This window comes from Arthrobacter sp. StoSoilA2 (assembly GCF_019977195.1).
Classification (GTDB): Bacteria; Actinomycetota; Actinomycetes; order Actinomycetales; family Micrococcaceae; genus Arthrobacter.
In genome coordinates this window covers 2886536-2900989 of record NZ_AP024643.1, presented here as the reverse complement: position 1 = coordinate 2900989, position 14454 = coordinate 2886536, and the positions used below count along the sequence as shown (strand labels likewise).

Below are 14454 nucleotides of genomic sequence, written 5' to 3'. Positions count from 1 at the left end.
ACAACAGGTGCTTGGCATGCTGCATCATCCACATTCCTCCGAACGCACCATGAAGTCGAGACACTAAAGCGAACGAATTTTAGGAAAGTGGGAACGCGATGGTGGCCGAACTGGAACTGGAGCCGTTGTTCGGCGGGCTGCGCAGGTTCCCCGATGTCGAGGCGGACAACCTCCAGGCATACGACGCCACGGATCGCCTCCTCCTTGAAACCGCCGTGGATTATCTCCGGCCGGAAACAAGGATGGCTGTCATTGGCGACCGGTACGGTGCCCTGACACTGGGCGCTTTGGTGGGAAACGGCGTCGGGCATGTCCGCGTCAACCAGGACCTCTACACCGGAAGGCTGGCGCTCCAGCACAACGCGGAAGCAGCCGGCCTGCAGGGTCTGTTCAGCGCCCATGAATTGGGCAAGGAGCTCTTGGCGGGCGCGAACCTGGTGTTGATGCAGTTGCCGAAATCTCTGGCGGAGCTGGAGGAAAACGCCGACGCCGTTGCCCGCTATGCGGCGCCGGATGCCGTATTGCTCGCAGGAGGCCGCGTCAAGCACATGTCCCTGGGTATGAACGGGGTGCTTGAGCGCTATTTCTCCTCCGTACAACCGCAGCTTGCGCGCCGGAAATCCAGGGTGCTGGTGGCAAGCAATCCCAAACCGGTTTCCACCGACCCTCCCTACCCGGTGGTGGAACAGCTACCGGAACTGGGGATCACGGTCTGCGCTCATGGTGCTGCTTTTTCAGGTGCGCGCCTTGACATCGGAACCCGCTACCTCCTGACCTTCTTGGACCGTATGCCGGAAGTTCGACGCATGGTGGATCTGGGGTGTGGGACAGGCATTCTTGCCACGATGTTTGCACGGCACCAGCCCACTGCGGGCGTCGTGGCCACTGATCAATCGGCGGCGGCTGTGGCATCAGCAATGGCCACGGCAGCAGCCAATGGGCTGGGTGACCGGGTTTCCGTGATCCACGACGACGCCATGTCCACGTTTGATCCAGGCAGTGCGGATCTTGTCCTGCTGAATCCACCGTTCCACCTGGGAGCCAGCGTGCATGCCGGCGCTGCCCTGAAGATGTTCCAAGCGGCCGCGCGCGTTCTCGCGCCCGGCGGTGAGCTGTGGACTGTGTACAACAGCCATCTGCAATACCGGCCTGCCCTTGAGCGCCTCATAGGTCCCACTGTGGAGGAAGGCCGGAACCCGAAGTTCACGGTGACGCGGAGTCGTCGTGGATGAGCGGACCGTCGCTCTCACATAGAATTTAGTGTCATCGTTACCAAGCCCTGACTCCGGTGCCTGCGTGTGCGCATATCCCTGTGAGCGTGGGTATCGTACGATTCAGACAAAGACGAAGTACCATGATGTTTTTTCAAAAATGACTTAGGGGAATCAGTGACTGAGATCCGGCAGCCCACACCGAGGCGCGGAACGAATCTACCCCGCATGGGTGACTTCAATCTGACGGTCATTCTCGAGGCGATCCGGAGGTCCCCGGGCGGGCTCAGCCGTGTTGAACTGGCACAGATTGTTGGCCTGTCCCCCCAGACCATTTCCAATATTTCCCGTCGCCTGCTTGACCAGCACCTGATTGTGGAAGCAGGCAAGGAGGGGACAGGCCCAGGCAAGCCACGGACCATCCTGCGGCTGAACCCATCGGGAATGTATGCGGTGGGCGTCCACCTTGACCCTGCAGTCATCACGTTCGTTGTCCTGGACCTCCTGGGCGATGTTGTCAGGCATTCGCGGATGGCCACTCCCGGTGGTGACCCGGCGGCAGTGATCGCGAGCATCGCCCAGCAGATCAAGGTCCTCATTGAGGAATCGGGCGTGGATGCATCCAAGATTGCCGGGCTCGGCGTTGCCGTCCCGGGCCCGATCGACCTCGACGAAGGTTCCGTTGTGGAGCCGCCGCTGTTGACTCGATGGAACCGCGTGCGCATCCGGGAGGCCCTCACGGAGGCCACCGGCCTGGAGACGCTGGTGGACAAGGACGTAACGAGCGCCGCAGTGGCCGAAACCTGGGCCGGCGGTGCCAGCGGTGCCGGCAGTTTCGTCTTCATGTATATGGGCACCGGTATTGGTTGCGGCATAGTCCTGAACGATGAAGTGGTCCGTGGAACGTCCGGTAACGCGGGCGAGATCGGCCATATCATCGTTGATCCGATGGGGCCCCAGTGTGACTGCGGGCTCCGTGGTTGTGTGAAATCCTCGTGTATCCCGCAGGTCCTGGTGGCCGAGGCGGAGGCGGCCGGTGTGCTTGACAGCCATGGCGAGGATGCAGATGGACCGCAGGTGCAGGAACGTTACGCCTTGTTGTGCGACAAAGCCGACGCCGGCGATGAAAAAGCCATTGCCATCCTTGATAAGTCAGCCACCCTCGTGGCCCGTGCTGTCTCGGTGGTGACCAACACCCTTGACGTGGAACGCGTTGTGTTCGGCGGTCCTTTCTGGGGGCGGATGTCGAAGTACTTCCTGGAGCGTGTCCCGGCCCTCATCGCTGAAAACAGTGCGGCCCGCATGATCCACGGCATAGAAGTTGTGGGTTCCGGGGTAGGCGAGGATGTCGGCGCTATTGGTGCGGCGTGCCTCGTCCTGGAGCACACACTGGCACCACGCGCCCAACGGCTACTGCTGGAGGGCTAACTACTCAGCCACGTTGACTCGATTGGAGCAAAATGCGCCGCCCCATGAGGTTTGCCACCGTCCTTCCCGTCGTAGCCGCTCTTCTCGCTGCAACAGCTTGTTCCTCGACGCCGCCGACAGCCGAGAACAAGACCTTGAAGATCGTCTACCAGAAATCTGACTCCTTTACGGCACTGGATGCTGTGATGCAGGACGCCAAAAAGGAATTCGAGGCAGCCAACTCTTCGGTGACGGTCAATCTCGAACCGATCCAAGCCAACGACGACGACTACGGCACCAAGCTCGCCCTCGCCCAGCGCTCCCCGGACACCGCGCCGGATGTCTTCTATGAGGACACGTTCAAGGTGCGTTCCGACGTCGACGCCGGTTACCTCCTCAAGCTGGACAGCTATCTTGAAAAGTGGGACGACTGGTCCAAGTTCAACGAAGCGGCCAAAGAAGCGGGTCGGGCCGATGACGGAAGTATCTACGCTGTGCCCCTGGGCACTGACACTCGTGCCATCTGGTACAACAAGGCAGTGCTGCAGAAGGCCGGAATTCAAGTTCCCTGGCAGCCCAAAACGTGGGAAGACATCCTGTCCACGGCACGTGCCATCAAAGCCTCAGATCCAACCGTGATTCCCTTCAACATGTACGCCGGCAAGGGTACCGGCGAGGGCACTGTCATGCAGAGCTTCTACGAACTCCTCTACGGGACAGACAGCACCCTGTACGACGAAAAGGAAAAGAAATGGGTGGTGGGCTCCCAGGGTTTTACTGACTCGCTGGCCTTCCTGAAGACCCTCTACGACGAAAAACTTGCAGTGAGCCCGGCCGAAGCCCTCGACGCCAATGTCTGGAAGAAGGTCTTTGGCGAGTGGTTCCCGCAGGGCAAACTCGCTGCAACCGTGGAAGGTTCGTATACGCCGTCGTTCTGGCAAAAGGGCGGGGCCTATGAGTGGGCAGGCTATGAGCAGGACATGGGTGTGGCCATGTTCCCCACGAGGAACGGACAGGAACCGGGCGGCGTCAGCATGTCCGGTGGGTGGACCCTTGCAGTTGGTGCCAAGAGCAAGAACGCTGAGCTTGCGTTCAAGTTCCTCGCAACCGCGCTGAACAAGAAGAATGCCTTGGCCTTTGACGTTAACAACTCCCAGATAGCGGTGCGCACGGATGTTGCATCGGAATCGAGCTACCTTTCGGCGAATCCGTTCGTAAAGGATGTCTCGGAGTTGGTGAAGGTGACGCATTACCGCCCGGCAACCGCAGATTACCCGAGGATCTCGACGGCGGTCCAGGTCGCCACCGAGTCTGTCATCACTGGAAAGCAAAGCCCCGAAGATGCCGCAGCAGAGTATGACGCCACCGTGCGAAAGCTTGTTGGTGATGACAAGGTCCTGGAGAGATGACATCAAAGAAATGACAGCAGGGAAATGACGATTCGCCGCTACCTGCGGCTGCTGCCGGTTGTTCCGTCCGTTCTCCTGCTCCTGCTGTTCCTGCTTGCCCCGGTGGTTTGGTCCTTCTACGCGTCGTTCACCAATGCCGCTCTTTCAGGCCGGGCGGCCCGGGATCCACAGTGGGTGGGGCTTGAGAACTACGTGCGGATGTTCAGCGATGACTCGTTTCCACTGGCGGCATGGCTGACTGTTGTTTTCGTCGCAGCCTCGGCCGTGCTCGGCCAGAATGTGCTCGGCCTGCTCATCGCGCTGCTCATGACGCGCTCACGCAGGGCAGTTTCCTCGTGGGTGGGAACAGTGGTGGTAGCGGCCTGGGTACTCCCCGAGATCGTGGCTGCCTTCGCGGCCTATGCCTACTTCAACCGTGACGGCACACTGAATCAGATGCTTGCCTTCTTTGGCGGGCAGGGGCCGGACTGGCTGTACACGTTCCCGCTGGTCGCGATTATCCTTGCGAACACGTGGCGGGGAACGGCCTTCTCCATGCTGGTGTACAGGGCCGCCCTCGCGGACGTGCCACAGGACGTCTCGGAAGCTGCCTTGATGGACGGTGCGCAAGGCTGGCAGCGTCTGGCATTCATTACGTTGCCACTGATCAGGAGCAGCATCGCCACGAACCTGATGCTGATTACCCTGCAGACGTTGGCCGTGTTCACTCTTATTTGGGTGATGACGGCCGGCGGCCCGGCCAATGCCAGTACTACCCTGCCGGTGTTGGCCTACCAAGAGGCCTTCAAATTCGGGGATATTGGCTATGGCACGGCCGTTGCTTCGGTTTTGATTGTTTTGGGAGTGGTCTTCGGCGCTGTCTACGTCCGGCTGCTCAGGGAGCAGAAGCCGTGATGTCCAGGCCGCGGTTTGCGGCAGATATCGCTTTGGCCGTGATCGGTTTCTGCTTTATGGCGCCATTGTTGTGGTTGCTGCTGGCCGCCGTTGATCCTCAGGCCGGCTATCAGACCGCGCTGCCGTCAGCGCCGTCGATGGAGAATTTTGGCGCGGTGCTCACACCGGAACTGTTGTACCAGCCCCTGGCCAACAGTTTCCTTCTTTCAGCGGGAACAGCAGCGGTCAACCTGGTGGCAGCCGTCCTTGCCGCATATCCGTTGTCCCGCTACCAGTCCAGGTTCAACAAGCCGTTCATGTACTCGGTGCTGTTCGGGACGTCCTTGCCCGTGACGGCCATCATGGTGCCCGTCTATGGTTTGTTCGTCCAGCTCCAGTTGCTCGATTCCATGGTGGCAACCATATTCTTCATGGCTACAACCACCCTGCCGATGGCCATCTGGATGATGAAGAACTTCATGGACTCCGTTCCCTTGGAACTGGAGGAGGCGGCGTGGATGGACGGCGCCTCAAGTATGACGGCCTTGCGCGCGGTGGTGCTGCCTCTCATGAGGCATGGCTTGGGCGTGGTGTTCATCTTCGTCTTCATACAGGCATGGGGAAACTTCTTCGTCCCGTTCATCCTGTTGCTTTCCACGGCAAAGCAACCAGCCGCGGTGTCCATCTTCAGCTTCTTTGGCCAGCACGGTGCCATAGCTTATGGACAGCTCGCGGCATTTTCCATCCTGTACTCAGTGCCGGTGCTGTTGCTGTACGTGCTGGTATCCCGGAGCGTGGGCAGCTCTTTCGCGTTGTCCGGCTCCGTGAAGGGCTAGTCGATGTCTTCGACTATTTCACCGTAGGGTATCGACTCGTCCAGATGAGCCTGGTGTCCGGTGGGCCCTGTGTTGTAGGTGATCCGGACCCCGTGCCTCTGGTCTGCCGCGGACTGCAGCAGAACTGGACGAACGGCGTCGATGACACGCTGGGTTTGGCCGTTGAGATACTGCTCATAGCGGGCTGGTAGCTGATGCATGGCAAAAGAATAGACCCCAGAAGTCCACATGGGGAGGGCTCCCCATTGCGGGCTTGTTCAGGGAAGGCTTGGATAGAGTGGATTCACGCCAGCGAGGGGACCACAGGTGCTTCAGAACACAGCCGCGACCGGAACCGATGCACCGGACGGGATCGATGCACAAGATTTGGCCCGCGCACAGCAGCTCGTCGGCAGCATTATCCGCAGCTTTGAGACCAAGGTGGTGGGCCAGTCGAGGCTGCAGGAAACGCTGCTGATCGGCCTCCTGACCGGCGGACATGTCCTTTTGGAGAGCGTTCCGGGCCTGGCCAAGACCACAGCGGCGCAAGCTCTTGCGGACTCCGTGAGTGCGGATTTTCGCCGGATCCAATGCACTCCGGACCTGTTGCCCAGTGACATCGCCGGCACCCAGATATTTGATGCGGCCAAAGGCACGTTCGTCACCCAACTGGGACCCGTTCACGCGAACATTGTGCTGCTTGACGAGATCAACCGTTCCAGCGCCAAAACGCAGAGCGCCATGCTGGAGGCGATGCAGGAACGGCAAACGTCCATCGGTGGCGAGTCCTATGCTCTGCCCGAGCCTTTCCTCGTGCTGGCAACTCAAAACCCGATTGAGCAGGAGGGAACCTACCGCCTTCCGGAAGCACAGATGGATCGCTTCATGCTCAAGGACGTCCTGGACTATCCGAGCCCGGCGGAGGAAGCCGAAGTCATCAGGCGCATGGATGCCGGGGTGTTCAGCACAGCGCAGAAGCCACCCGCAGCCGCTTCCCTTGACGCCATTGTCCAGGTGCAGGAACTCGTCAGGAGGGTTTACGTTGATCCTGCCATCATCCAGTACATCGTTGGCCTGGCCTATGTGACCCGTCATGCCTCCCAGTACCTGGAGCCCCGATTGGCAAACCTCATCGAGTTCGGTGCAAGTCCGCGGGCAAGCATTGCGTTCAGTCAGGCGGCGAGGGCATTGGCACTCCTTAGCGGGCGCGACCACGTCATTCCCGAGGACGTCAAGAAACTGGCCCACAGGATCCTGCGCCACAGAATAGTGCTCGGGTTCGACGCCGTGGTTGAAGGGACCCCGGTGGAAACCATCATTGACGCAGTGCTCATGTCAGTGCAGACGCCGTAACGGACACCGAATGCCCAGCCTCCTCCGACGCGTGAAGTCGAAGATGTTCATCTTCGCCCATCGCAGGACCCTCACCATGTTGGATGGCGAATACGGTTCTGTCTTCAAGGGCCGCAGCCTGGACTTCGACGAATTGCGCTCATACGTACCCGGCGACGAAGTCAGGGACATCGATTGGAAAGCCACTGCCCGCCACGGATCACCCCTGGTGAAACGCTATGTGGCCGTCCGCCGTCATTCGGTGCTGTTGCTCGTGGACACGGGACGGAACATGGCAGCCCACGCAGCCTCGGGTGAATCCAAAAAAGACATTGCCGTTGACGCTGCCGGAGTACTGGGCTATCTCGCCTGCAGGCATGGGGACGACGTCGGACTCCTGCACGGCTCGGCCGCCACTTCCCGCTACCTCCCGCCCCAAAACGGTGAAGAGCACCTGGAGCGGTTGCTCCGGGAAGTGGATTCCGGCATCTCCCTGGATGGGCAGGCGAGCGCTATCACAGAGCAACTCGACTACGCGCTGAGGTTCTTGAAGGGCCGCCTGCTCATTGCCGTTCTCGCTGATGAGTTTATGCCCGACGCCCGCACCGAAATACTGCTCCGGCGCCTGAGGGCCCGGCACGAAGTCCTCTGGCTCACTATCCTCGACGCCCGCATGGCCGCGGAACCGGGGCAACCGGCGTCTATGCAAGAGGCCAGCAGCGACGTCGGGAACGGCCTGCGGATCCCTGCGGCGGTGGCGGGGAACAGCGTTGTTCGCGCCGCCTATGCCAGCGCAATGCGGAAACGAAGGGAGGAGCGCAGCGTATTCTTCCGCAGGCTCGGCATTGCTGAGCAGCCGGTTGGCGCCACCGTCGATGTCCTCCCGGCGGTGTTCGCGCTCCTGGAGAAGCACCGCTCGGGTGCGAAGTCCGCCAAGGGCAGCAACCGTGCAGGATAACGCCGGCTTCTATGCACCCCTTCAATATCAGCAGCTGTGGCTATGGCTGGGCTTGGTACTCCTGCTGCTCGTGGCGTGCTGGTACGGATGGATCCTGTGGCCCGACCACAAGGCAACACCAAAAACACCTGTAGGCGGGAACAGGACGCCTCACGATCTGGAAACGCTGCGGGCCACCTGCCTCTCAGCAATAGATACCCTCGAAAGAGAAGCCGACGCCGGCCGCCTCCCCGGGCGGGACGCCCACCAGCGGCTCAGCCTCCTCGTGCGCGAATTCGCGGGTGCGGCCACAGGCCTTCCGGCCACTTCCATGACACTGGAAGAATTACGCCGCAACGGACTGGATCAGGTCGCCGTGGGTATCGCCCTGATCTATCCCAACGAATTCGCGCCAGTGGCCTTGCAATCCGTTCGGGACTCCGCCAGGACCGCACGCCAGGTGGTACAGGCGTGGAACTGACCTTCTGGTGGATTCTTCCCCTCGCTGCCCTGGCACTGCTGATAGCCGCCCGGCTGTTGATCCGGCGTCGGCGACAAATGGGCAGGCCAGTGGCACACGGCGAGCGCCTCACAGACCTTCCCGAGTACCAAAGAGCGCTGCGGCGGTACAAGGCCACGTTGGTCCTCGCCATGGCCTTGGGTGCGTTGTTTCTGGCGGCCACAGCCACAGCCGCGGCAAGACCTGCCCAGCGCACCACGGAGCAGCCCGACATCCGGAACCGGGACATCGTCCTCTGTCTGGATGTTTCAGGATCCATGACCAGTACGGACGCTGCCATCGCCAAAGTGTTCCAGGAACTCGCCCGGGAATTCGATGGCGAGCGCATCGGCATGGTCATCTTCGATAGCAGCAGCGTCCAACCGTTCCCGCTGACAGACGACTACGACTACGCCGCCGAACAGCTCACCGCAGCCCGGAAGGCTCTGGACAGCGGGGCAGGATCCTTCTTCGACGGGACATGGAACGGCGGAGGATCCTCCCTGATCGGCGATGGCCTGGCATCCTGCGTGCAAAGCTTCCCGGACATTGAACCAGGGTCGGGGCCAGATCCGGGGGCAGGGTCAGGGTCGGCATCCACGTCCGGCAACGCCAAGCGCTCGCGGTCTGTTGTGCTGGCCACCGACAACTTCCTCTCCGGGGACCCCATCTTCACCCTGCAGCAGGCCGGGGAGCTGGCCCGGAGCAAGAACGTCAAGGTTTATGCCCTGAACCCCTCGGACTTTGACTACCCCGGCGACTTTGACTACGGAGATCAAGCAGATCAGCCAGGCGGCCAACTCAAGGCGGTTGCCGAAGGAACCGGGGGCAGCTACTTCGCCCTGGACAGTCCCGACGCGGTGCCCGGGATAGTGCAGAAAGTGCAGGAGACCGAAGCCAGCAGCTACCGGGCCGCGCCCCTGGTTGCCGTGAGCGATAGCCCGGCGCTGCCGCTTGGGGTCGCGCTGCTGGCAGGTGCCGGAATGGTGATCCTGGGATGGAGGCTGGACCAGTGACCCTTCTGCCAATCGTTCCGTGGGCGCTCCTCGCTGCCATGGGGGTCGCCGTCGTCGCCCTCACCCTGTGGGCCATCATTCGCGGGCCGGGACGCGGCAGCACTGGACCAAAAGGGTCGGTGCGGCCGGCCGCCGTCCGGGGCGCCGCCGTCGTGCTTCTGGTCCTTGCCGCACTGCGACCGGGTTGGCCCGGCAGCGAAGTGAGGACCGCCGTCGCGGACGTGGACGTCTTCTTCGTTGTCGATACCAGTACCAGCATGGCAGCAGAGGACTACAACGGCGCTGGAACCCGCTTGTCAGGGGCGACTGGCGACGTGATGGCGATAGCCAGGGAACTAGCGGGAGCCAGGTTTTCCCTCATCACTTTCGACAACAAGGCGACCGTCCGCATGCCGTTGAGCCAGGACGCCACCGCGCTGCAAACCGCCATGACAATACTGCAGCCGCAAAACCCGCGGTACGCCAACGGCAGCAGCATTACGGGCGCGGGAGCGTTGCTCAAGGAAAGGCTCGCGGCCGCCCGGGAGCAGCACCCAGGACGTCCGGCATTGGTCTTCTACGCCGGGGACGGCGAGAACACGGCGGCCGAGGCACCAGTGCCGCTGCCGGTGGATGCGGGCAGCGTCGGTGGGGGAGCCGTGCTGGGTTACGGCACGGGGCATGGTGGCCGGATGAAGGACGCCTCGGACACTGAAGCCGGGTACCTGCAGGACAAGGGCTCAGGCCAGGACGCGGTGTCCAGGATCGACGAAGGGCAACTGAAAAACATCGCAAGCCAACTCAATGTCCCATATGTCCACCGTACCGGGAACCAACCCACGTCCGACATGCTTGCCAAAGCCCGGCCCGGCGCCCTCACGCCCACCAATGACGATGAACCCGGCCGCGTGGAACTTTACTGGCTTCTGGCGCTCGCCGGATTCCTGCTGGCCCTTCACGAACCCGTTCGTCATCTCATCGCGCTGCGGGAAGTGCGGAGCTTGCCGTCGAGGGCCAAGGAGCCACTGGCATGAAGAATGCTCGACGCCGGAGACGCCGCCTCGCGCTGTGGTCCGCTCCGCCGGCCCTGCTGACGCTCGCCGTGGCGGCGAAGCTCCTCAGCGTGGGTGCCTTGGGCGGGGACGCCGCACATGCCTTCGAAACGGCCGACCAGGACCGTGCGGCCAGAGCCGCGTCCTGGCTGCATGTGGCGAACCTGGTGGAGCCGCACAAAGCCTTCTTCGCATCAGGCGACGCCCACGTTTTGGCCGGTGACTTCACGGCGGCAAGGAAGGACTTCGAGGCGGCGTTGGATGCCGGCGCCGGCGAGGACGAATGCCAAGTGCGGGTCAATCTGGTGTTGAGTGTCGAGAAACTGGGCGATGCTGCCCTGTCGGCAGGCAATCAGCAGATGGCAGCCACGTTGTTTCGTGAAGCGCTGGACCTCATCGATTCCTCACCTAGCCAGTGTGCGCAGGAGGGACCCGGAAATTCGTCCGGAGAGGGGAGGGCTTTGGACTCAGCGGCCGATCGTCTCAAAGCCAAGATAGCTGCGGACTCGGACGGAAGGGCCGGGGGGAAGCCAGCCAAGGACACGCCGCCTGACCAACAGCAGGAGCAACTGCAGAAGCTGGGACAGAACGCGCAACAGGCCCAACGGGAGCGGGCAGAAGGGCAGCAACGTGAGGAGTACCTGCGGGGCCCCGGGAATGAGTCCGGCGTAGACAAGCCCTGGTGAGCCATTCAGCGAACAAAGTTCACAAATCCCTCTTCGTGGATCGTAAAACTGCGTCTTAATTCGGTGGCAAAGTTGAACCGCTCGCCGCCCACGACCTAGAGTCGTAAACAAGTTACCGTGGTAACGTGTCAGCGATCCTCCGTTGGATCCGCCCCGCAAGGGCGGTGAGGAGGGTGTGGGTGCCCCCATGTGGGCCTGACATTTGCACACGGAAAGCTTCATTCCTGGCGTACCGGTCGCGGCTGCGTCCTGCTGGAGTTTCTTCGTGTATCCCAAACTAAATTCATCGACCATGCAATCGGTGGTTCCCTTGGATCCATTGGGTGATGTTCGATGACGAACAGCCAAGGACGCAAATGTCGCCGCCAAGCCTTATTGACGCACATCCCAACCTCGCCGGAACGGCGCCCGTGGCACTTTCCTACGAGCTGTTTCCCCCTCGCTCCCCGGCGGCCGCAGAAAGCCTGTGGACCACTATCCGTGAACTCGAAGCCACCGAGCCGGACTACGTCTCGGTGACATACGGTGCCAGTGGATCCAACGGGGATACTGCCGTTGACCTCATCAACCGCCTCCTGCTCGAGACCACGCTCCGGCCCTTGGCCCACCTGACGTGTGTGGGCAACACACCGCTTGAATTGGCGGAGATCATTGGTGAACTACTGGACCGCGGCGTCCGTGGCATCCTCGCACTCCGCGGGGATCTGCCCAAGGACGGAAGCCAGCCTGCCAGTGGCTCACTCCGGTATGCCCAGGATCTGATCGAACTGATCCGCCGCGTGGAGCAGCGTCGTTCAGCACTTCTTTGTGCCGGCAAGATCGCTGTCGGAGTGGCCGCGTACCCCACCAGGCATCCTGAATCGCCAAGTGTGGGGCACGACGTCGAAGTTCTCCTGGCCAAGCAGCGTTCCGGCGCAGACTTCGCGATCACGCAGGTCTTCTTCCACGCGAACGAATACTCGGACCTGGTTGCGCGTGCACGCCGGGCCGGGGTCACCATCCCGATCATCCCTGGTGTCATGCCGCTCACCAGCATCCGGCGCCTGAAGCGCCTCGGCGAACTGGCCGGCGTCGACCCTTCCGTGGAACTCATTGAGCGCCTAGCTGCCTTGGACACTGAAGCAGAGCGTCGGCGAATCGGCGTCGCTGCCACCGTGGATCTTACCAATGCAGCACTGGATGCCGGTGCACCGGGCATTCACTTGTACACCTTCAATGAGCACGCGGACGCCCTTGACGTGCTGGACAAGCTGGCGCTGCCGCGGCCATCCCGGCCGGCTGGCCGCGTAAGCACCATGGCACTCCGCCAGGAATACGCAAGCTAAAAACAGCTGGCCGCTTCTCCCGGCCGCCGTCGGGCGTTTAAGCTTCAGCCTTCACGACTCCCAAAGGATTTCGTCATCCACCACGCCGTCTTCATCGGCGGCCACTACCAGCAGCTCATCCGTGAAGTGCGAGCCGAGGGTGAAGTCCAGGACAAAATAGCGCTCGGGCTGGCCAGGGTAGATGGCCACATGACCCAGTTTGAGGGCTTTGAGGAAGACGTCGTTGGTGAGCTGGGACTTGTCCCTGACCCCGAAAACCGATTCGAGCTGCTCTTCCTTGAGCTGGGAGCTATGGAAATGCAGGAACTGCTGCGGATTGGTGCCGTCCTGGTCCAGCTCATCGGCGATCATCTCCCGGACCTGGTCAACCAGCTCCGGCAGGAAGCGCAAGCGGTAGTCCACCTTGTGCATGGCGGCCTCGTCGAAATGGTCATGCGCCGTGACGTTCAGGTCCAGCTCCAGCTGATTGCCGCCGAGCTCGTGTTTGGTCACGAAGCAATGTTCACGCCCGTGATTGAGCTCGATCTCCCCAAAATGTGTGCTCGCTACCTTGCCCATGTGATCAATCTAACCCCAACATCGGGCCGGTTCCAGCAATTGGGGAGAATTCACCTCCGACGCTGCGAACCCTTGACAGGCGCTGATTTCAGGGGATGCAAACCGCTCTTTTCGGAGGTGCCACGGAGGGTGTCGGCCAGGAGCTGCGTAAACAGTTGCACTTGAGCTGTTCGCTTTTCATTGATGAGCAGCGCGAACACGTTTCGCGCCAGCCGGATGTCCGGAACGTCAAGGACCACGACGCCGGGTGGCCGGTTGCGCAGCGCCAGTTCCGGTACCAGCGAAGCACCCAGGCCGGCCGCGGTCATCTCCAGGCTGGCATGGAAATCGTCACTGTAAGCCACGACGCGGGGATGCAGGTTGCAGCTGGCAAACAAACGTTCGATCACCAGGGCGTCGCTGGTGCCCGGGTGATGGACGATCCATGGCATGTCCGAGAGGTGTGCGGCCTCAATCTCGGCATCCTCGCGGATTTTCCATGAAGCGGGCAGCACCACCCGGAAGTCGTCGTCGCCGATCCATTGGCGCTCCAGGGAATGTGGCCAGGCCAATCCTGACTGTCCCACCTGGTACACGAGGGCGACGTCCAATTCTCCGCCGCTGCGCAGTCCCTGGATGGTCTGTGCCGGCTCAGCGACTGATACGCGCAGCTCTATCCCCAGCCCGTTCCACCGCTCATTCCGCAGGATGTCCGGCAGCACATACGTGGCAAGGCTGGGGAAGATGCCCAGCCGCAATTCCTGGGCCGGTGCATCGCTGGTCCTTGATGCGGCGGCCATGAGCGCTTCGACGTCCGTGAGCACCTTGGATGCGTGCCGGGTCATGGTGACGGCGGCCTCAGTGGGAATCACGCTCCTCGCCGAACGCTGGAACAGTTCGACGCCGGTATCCCGTTCCAGCGCGGCCATCTGTTGGGAAACGGCGGAGGCTGTATAGCCAAGCTGCGCCGCTGCGGCCGCGAAGGAACCCAGCCGGGTGACCTCCAACAGGGTCCGGAGATGGAGAAGGTTGACCATCAGCTGTCCTTTTGCTCGTTTCTTCCTGCCAACACAGGGGAGTGGGCTCCCTTGAAGCATCAGGGACACCGTACTCTGCGTTTGACCATCAGCAAATCTGGCTGTTCGAGCCGTGTTCGCCACGCCACATTTTCAAAGTGTCACGACACGCCGGAACCCGGCGACACGCTGGAGATTAAATGTGGCTAAGTAGTCCACAGGGTGTGGATTTCATCTCTCACTTTGGCGGAATCACGGACATTTTGAGCCACCTGCCCTGTGGACGAGCGGTGGATTGAATGACATACTTGTAATACATCATCTTGGGGTCCCGGCGAGGCGCTTGCACTACATGTAGTA

The 14454-nt window shown here is 61.6% G+C and carries 15 protein-coding genes; 12 read left to right on the top strand and 3 right to left on the bottom strand.

What is annotated here, in order from left to right; translation table 11 throughout:
• Positions 1 to 98: 98 nt before the first annotated feature.
• From LDN82_RS13120 to LDN82_RS13100, 5 genes are all read left to right on the top strand, one after another.
• A complete protein-coding gene (locus LDN82_RS13120; RefSeq protein WP_224164525.1) occupies positions 99 to 1232 on the top strand; it encodes a methyltransferase in 1134 nt (377 codons plus the stop codon).
• 207 nt (positions 1233 to 1439) lie between these two features.
• Positions 1440 to 2639 carry an ROK family transcriptional regulator gene (locus tag LDN82_RS13115; protein ID WP_224164524.1) on the top strand — a complete coding sequence of 400 codons (1200 nt, stop codon included), beginning with the start codon at positions 1440 to 1442 and terminating at the stop codon, positions 2637 to 2639.
• A 32-nt stretch (positions 2640 to 2671) separates the two neighbouring features.
• Positions 2672 to 4027 (top strand): extracellular solute-binding protein, encoded by a 1356-nt coding sequence (locus tag LDN82_RS13110; RefSeq protein ID WP_224164523.1) that lies wholly within the window; start codon positions 2672 to 2674, stop codon positions 4025 to 4027.
• A gap of 24 nt (positions 4028 to 4051) precedes the next feature.
• Entirely contained in the window at positions 4052 to 4921 is an 870-nt protein-coding gene (locus tag LDN82_RS13105; protein ID WP_224090647.1) for a sugar ABC transporter permease, read from the top strand.
• Entirely contained in the window at positions 4921 to 5736 is an 816-nt protein-coding gene (locus LDN82_RS13100) for a carbohydrate ABC transporter permease (RefSeq protein ID WP_224167538.1), read from the top strand. The genes LDN82_RS13105 and LDN82_RS13100 overlap by 1 nt, the downstream gene beginning before the upstream one ends.
• Here LDN82_RS13100 and LDN82_RS13095 read toward each other — a convergent pair.
• A complete protein-coding gene (locus LDN82_RS13095; protein ID WP_224164522.1) occupies positions 5733 to 5936 on the bottom strand; it encodes a hypothetical protein in 204 nt (67 codons plus the stop codon). The genes LDN82_RS13100 and LDN82_RS13095 overlap by 4 nt on opposite strands.
• 106 nt (positions 5937 to 6042) lie before the next feature.
• Between LDN82_RS13095 and LDN82_RS13090 the strand changes: the two genes are divergently transcribed.
• The 7 genes from LDN82_RS13090 (at position 6043) to LDN82_RS13060 (ending at position 12541) form a co-directional block, all read left to right on the top strand.
• Complete coding sequence (locus LDN82_RS13090; protein ID WP_224164521.1) at positions 6043 to 7068, top strand: AAA family ATPase; 1026 nt, start codon at positions 6043 to 6045, stop codon at positions 7066 to 7068.
• Positions 7069 to 7078: 10 nt separating this feature from the next.
• Positions 7079 to 8005 (top strand): DUF58 domain-containing protein, encoded by a 927-nt coding sequence (locus tag LDN82_RS13085; protein ID WP_224164520.1) that lies wholly within the window; start codon positions 7079 to 7081, stop codon positions 8003 to 8005.
• Positions 7995 to 8465, top strand: coding sequence for a hypothetical protein (locus tag LDN82_RS13080; RefSeq protein ID WP_224164519.1), 471 nt, complete (start codon positions 7995 to 7997; stop codon positions 8463 to 8465). The genes LDN82_RS13085 and LDN82_RS13080 overlap by 11 nt, the downstream gene beginning before the upstream one ends.
• Positions 8456 to 9499, top strand: a complete 1044-nt coding sequence (locus LDN82_RS13075) for a VWA domain-containing protein (protein ID WP_224164518.1) — start codon at positions 8456 to 8458, stop codon at positions 9497 to 9499. The genes LDN82_RS13080 and LDN82_RS13075 overlap by 10 nt, the downstream gene beginning before the upstream one ends.
• The gene (locus LDN82_RS13070) at positions 9496 to 10512 is read left to right on the top strand and encodes a VWA domain-containing protein (protein ID WP_224164517.1); all 1017 of its coding nucleotides are present in this window, start codon (positions 9496 to 9498) and stop codon (positions 10510 to 10512) included. Before LDN82_RS13075 ends, LDN82_RS13070 begins: the two co-directional genes overlap by 4 nt.
• Complete coding sequence (locus LDN82_RS13065; RefSeq protein ID WP_224164516.1) at positions 10509 to 11216, top strand: hypothetical protein; 708 nt, start codon at positions 10509 to 10511, stop codon at positions 11214 to 11216. Before LDN82_RS13070 ends, LDN82_RS13065 begins: the two co-directional genes overlap by 4 nt.
• 356 nt (positions 11217 to 11572) lie before the next feature.
• Positions 11573 to 12541: a methylenetetrahydrofolate reductase gene (locus LDN82_RS13060; protein ID WP_224164515.1), complete on the top strand. Its 969-nt coding sequence runs from the start codon at positions 11573 to 11575 to the stop codon at positions 12539 to 12541.
• Between the two features lie 51 nt (positions 12542 to 12592).
• Here LDN82_RS13060 and LDN82_RS13055 read toward each other — a convergent pair whose 3' ends face one another.
• A complete protein-coding gene (locus LDN82_RS13055) occupies positions 12593 to 13099 on the bottom strand; it encodes a DUF2004 domain-containing protein (protein WP_223933081.1) in 507 nt (168 codons plus the stop codon).
• Between the two features lie 50 nt (positions 13100 to 13149).
• On the bottom strand, positions 13150 to 14115 hold the full coding sequence (locus LDN82_RS13050) for a LysR family transcriptional regulator (protein ID WP_224164514.1): 966 nt from the start codon (positions 14113 to 14115) through the stop codon (positions 13150 to 13152).
• Positions 14116 to 14454 lie beyond the last annotated feature (339 nt).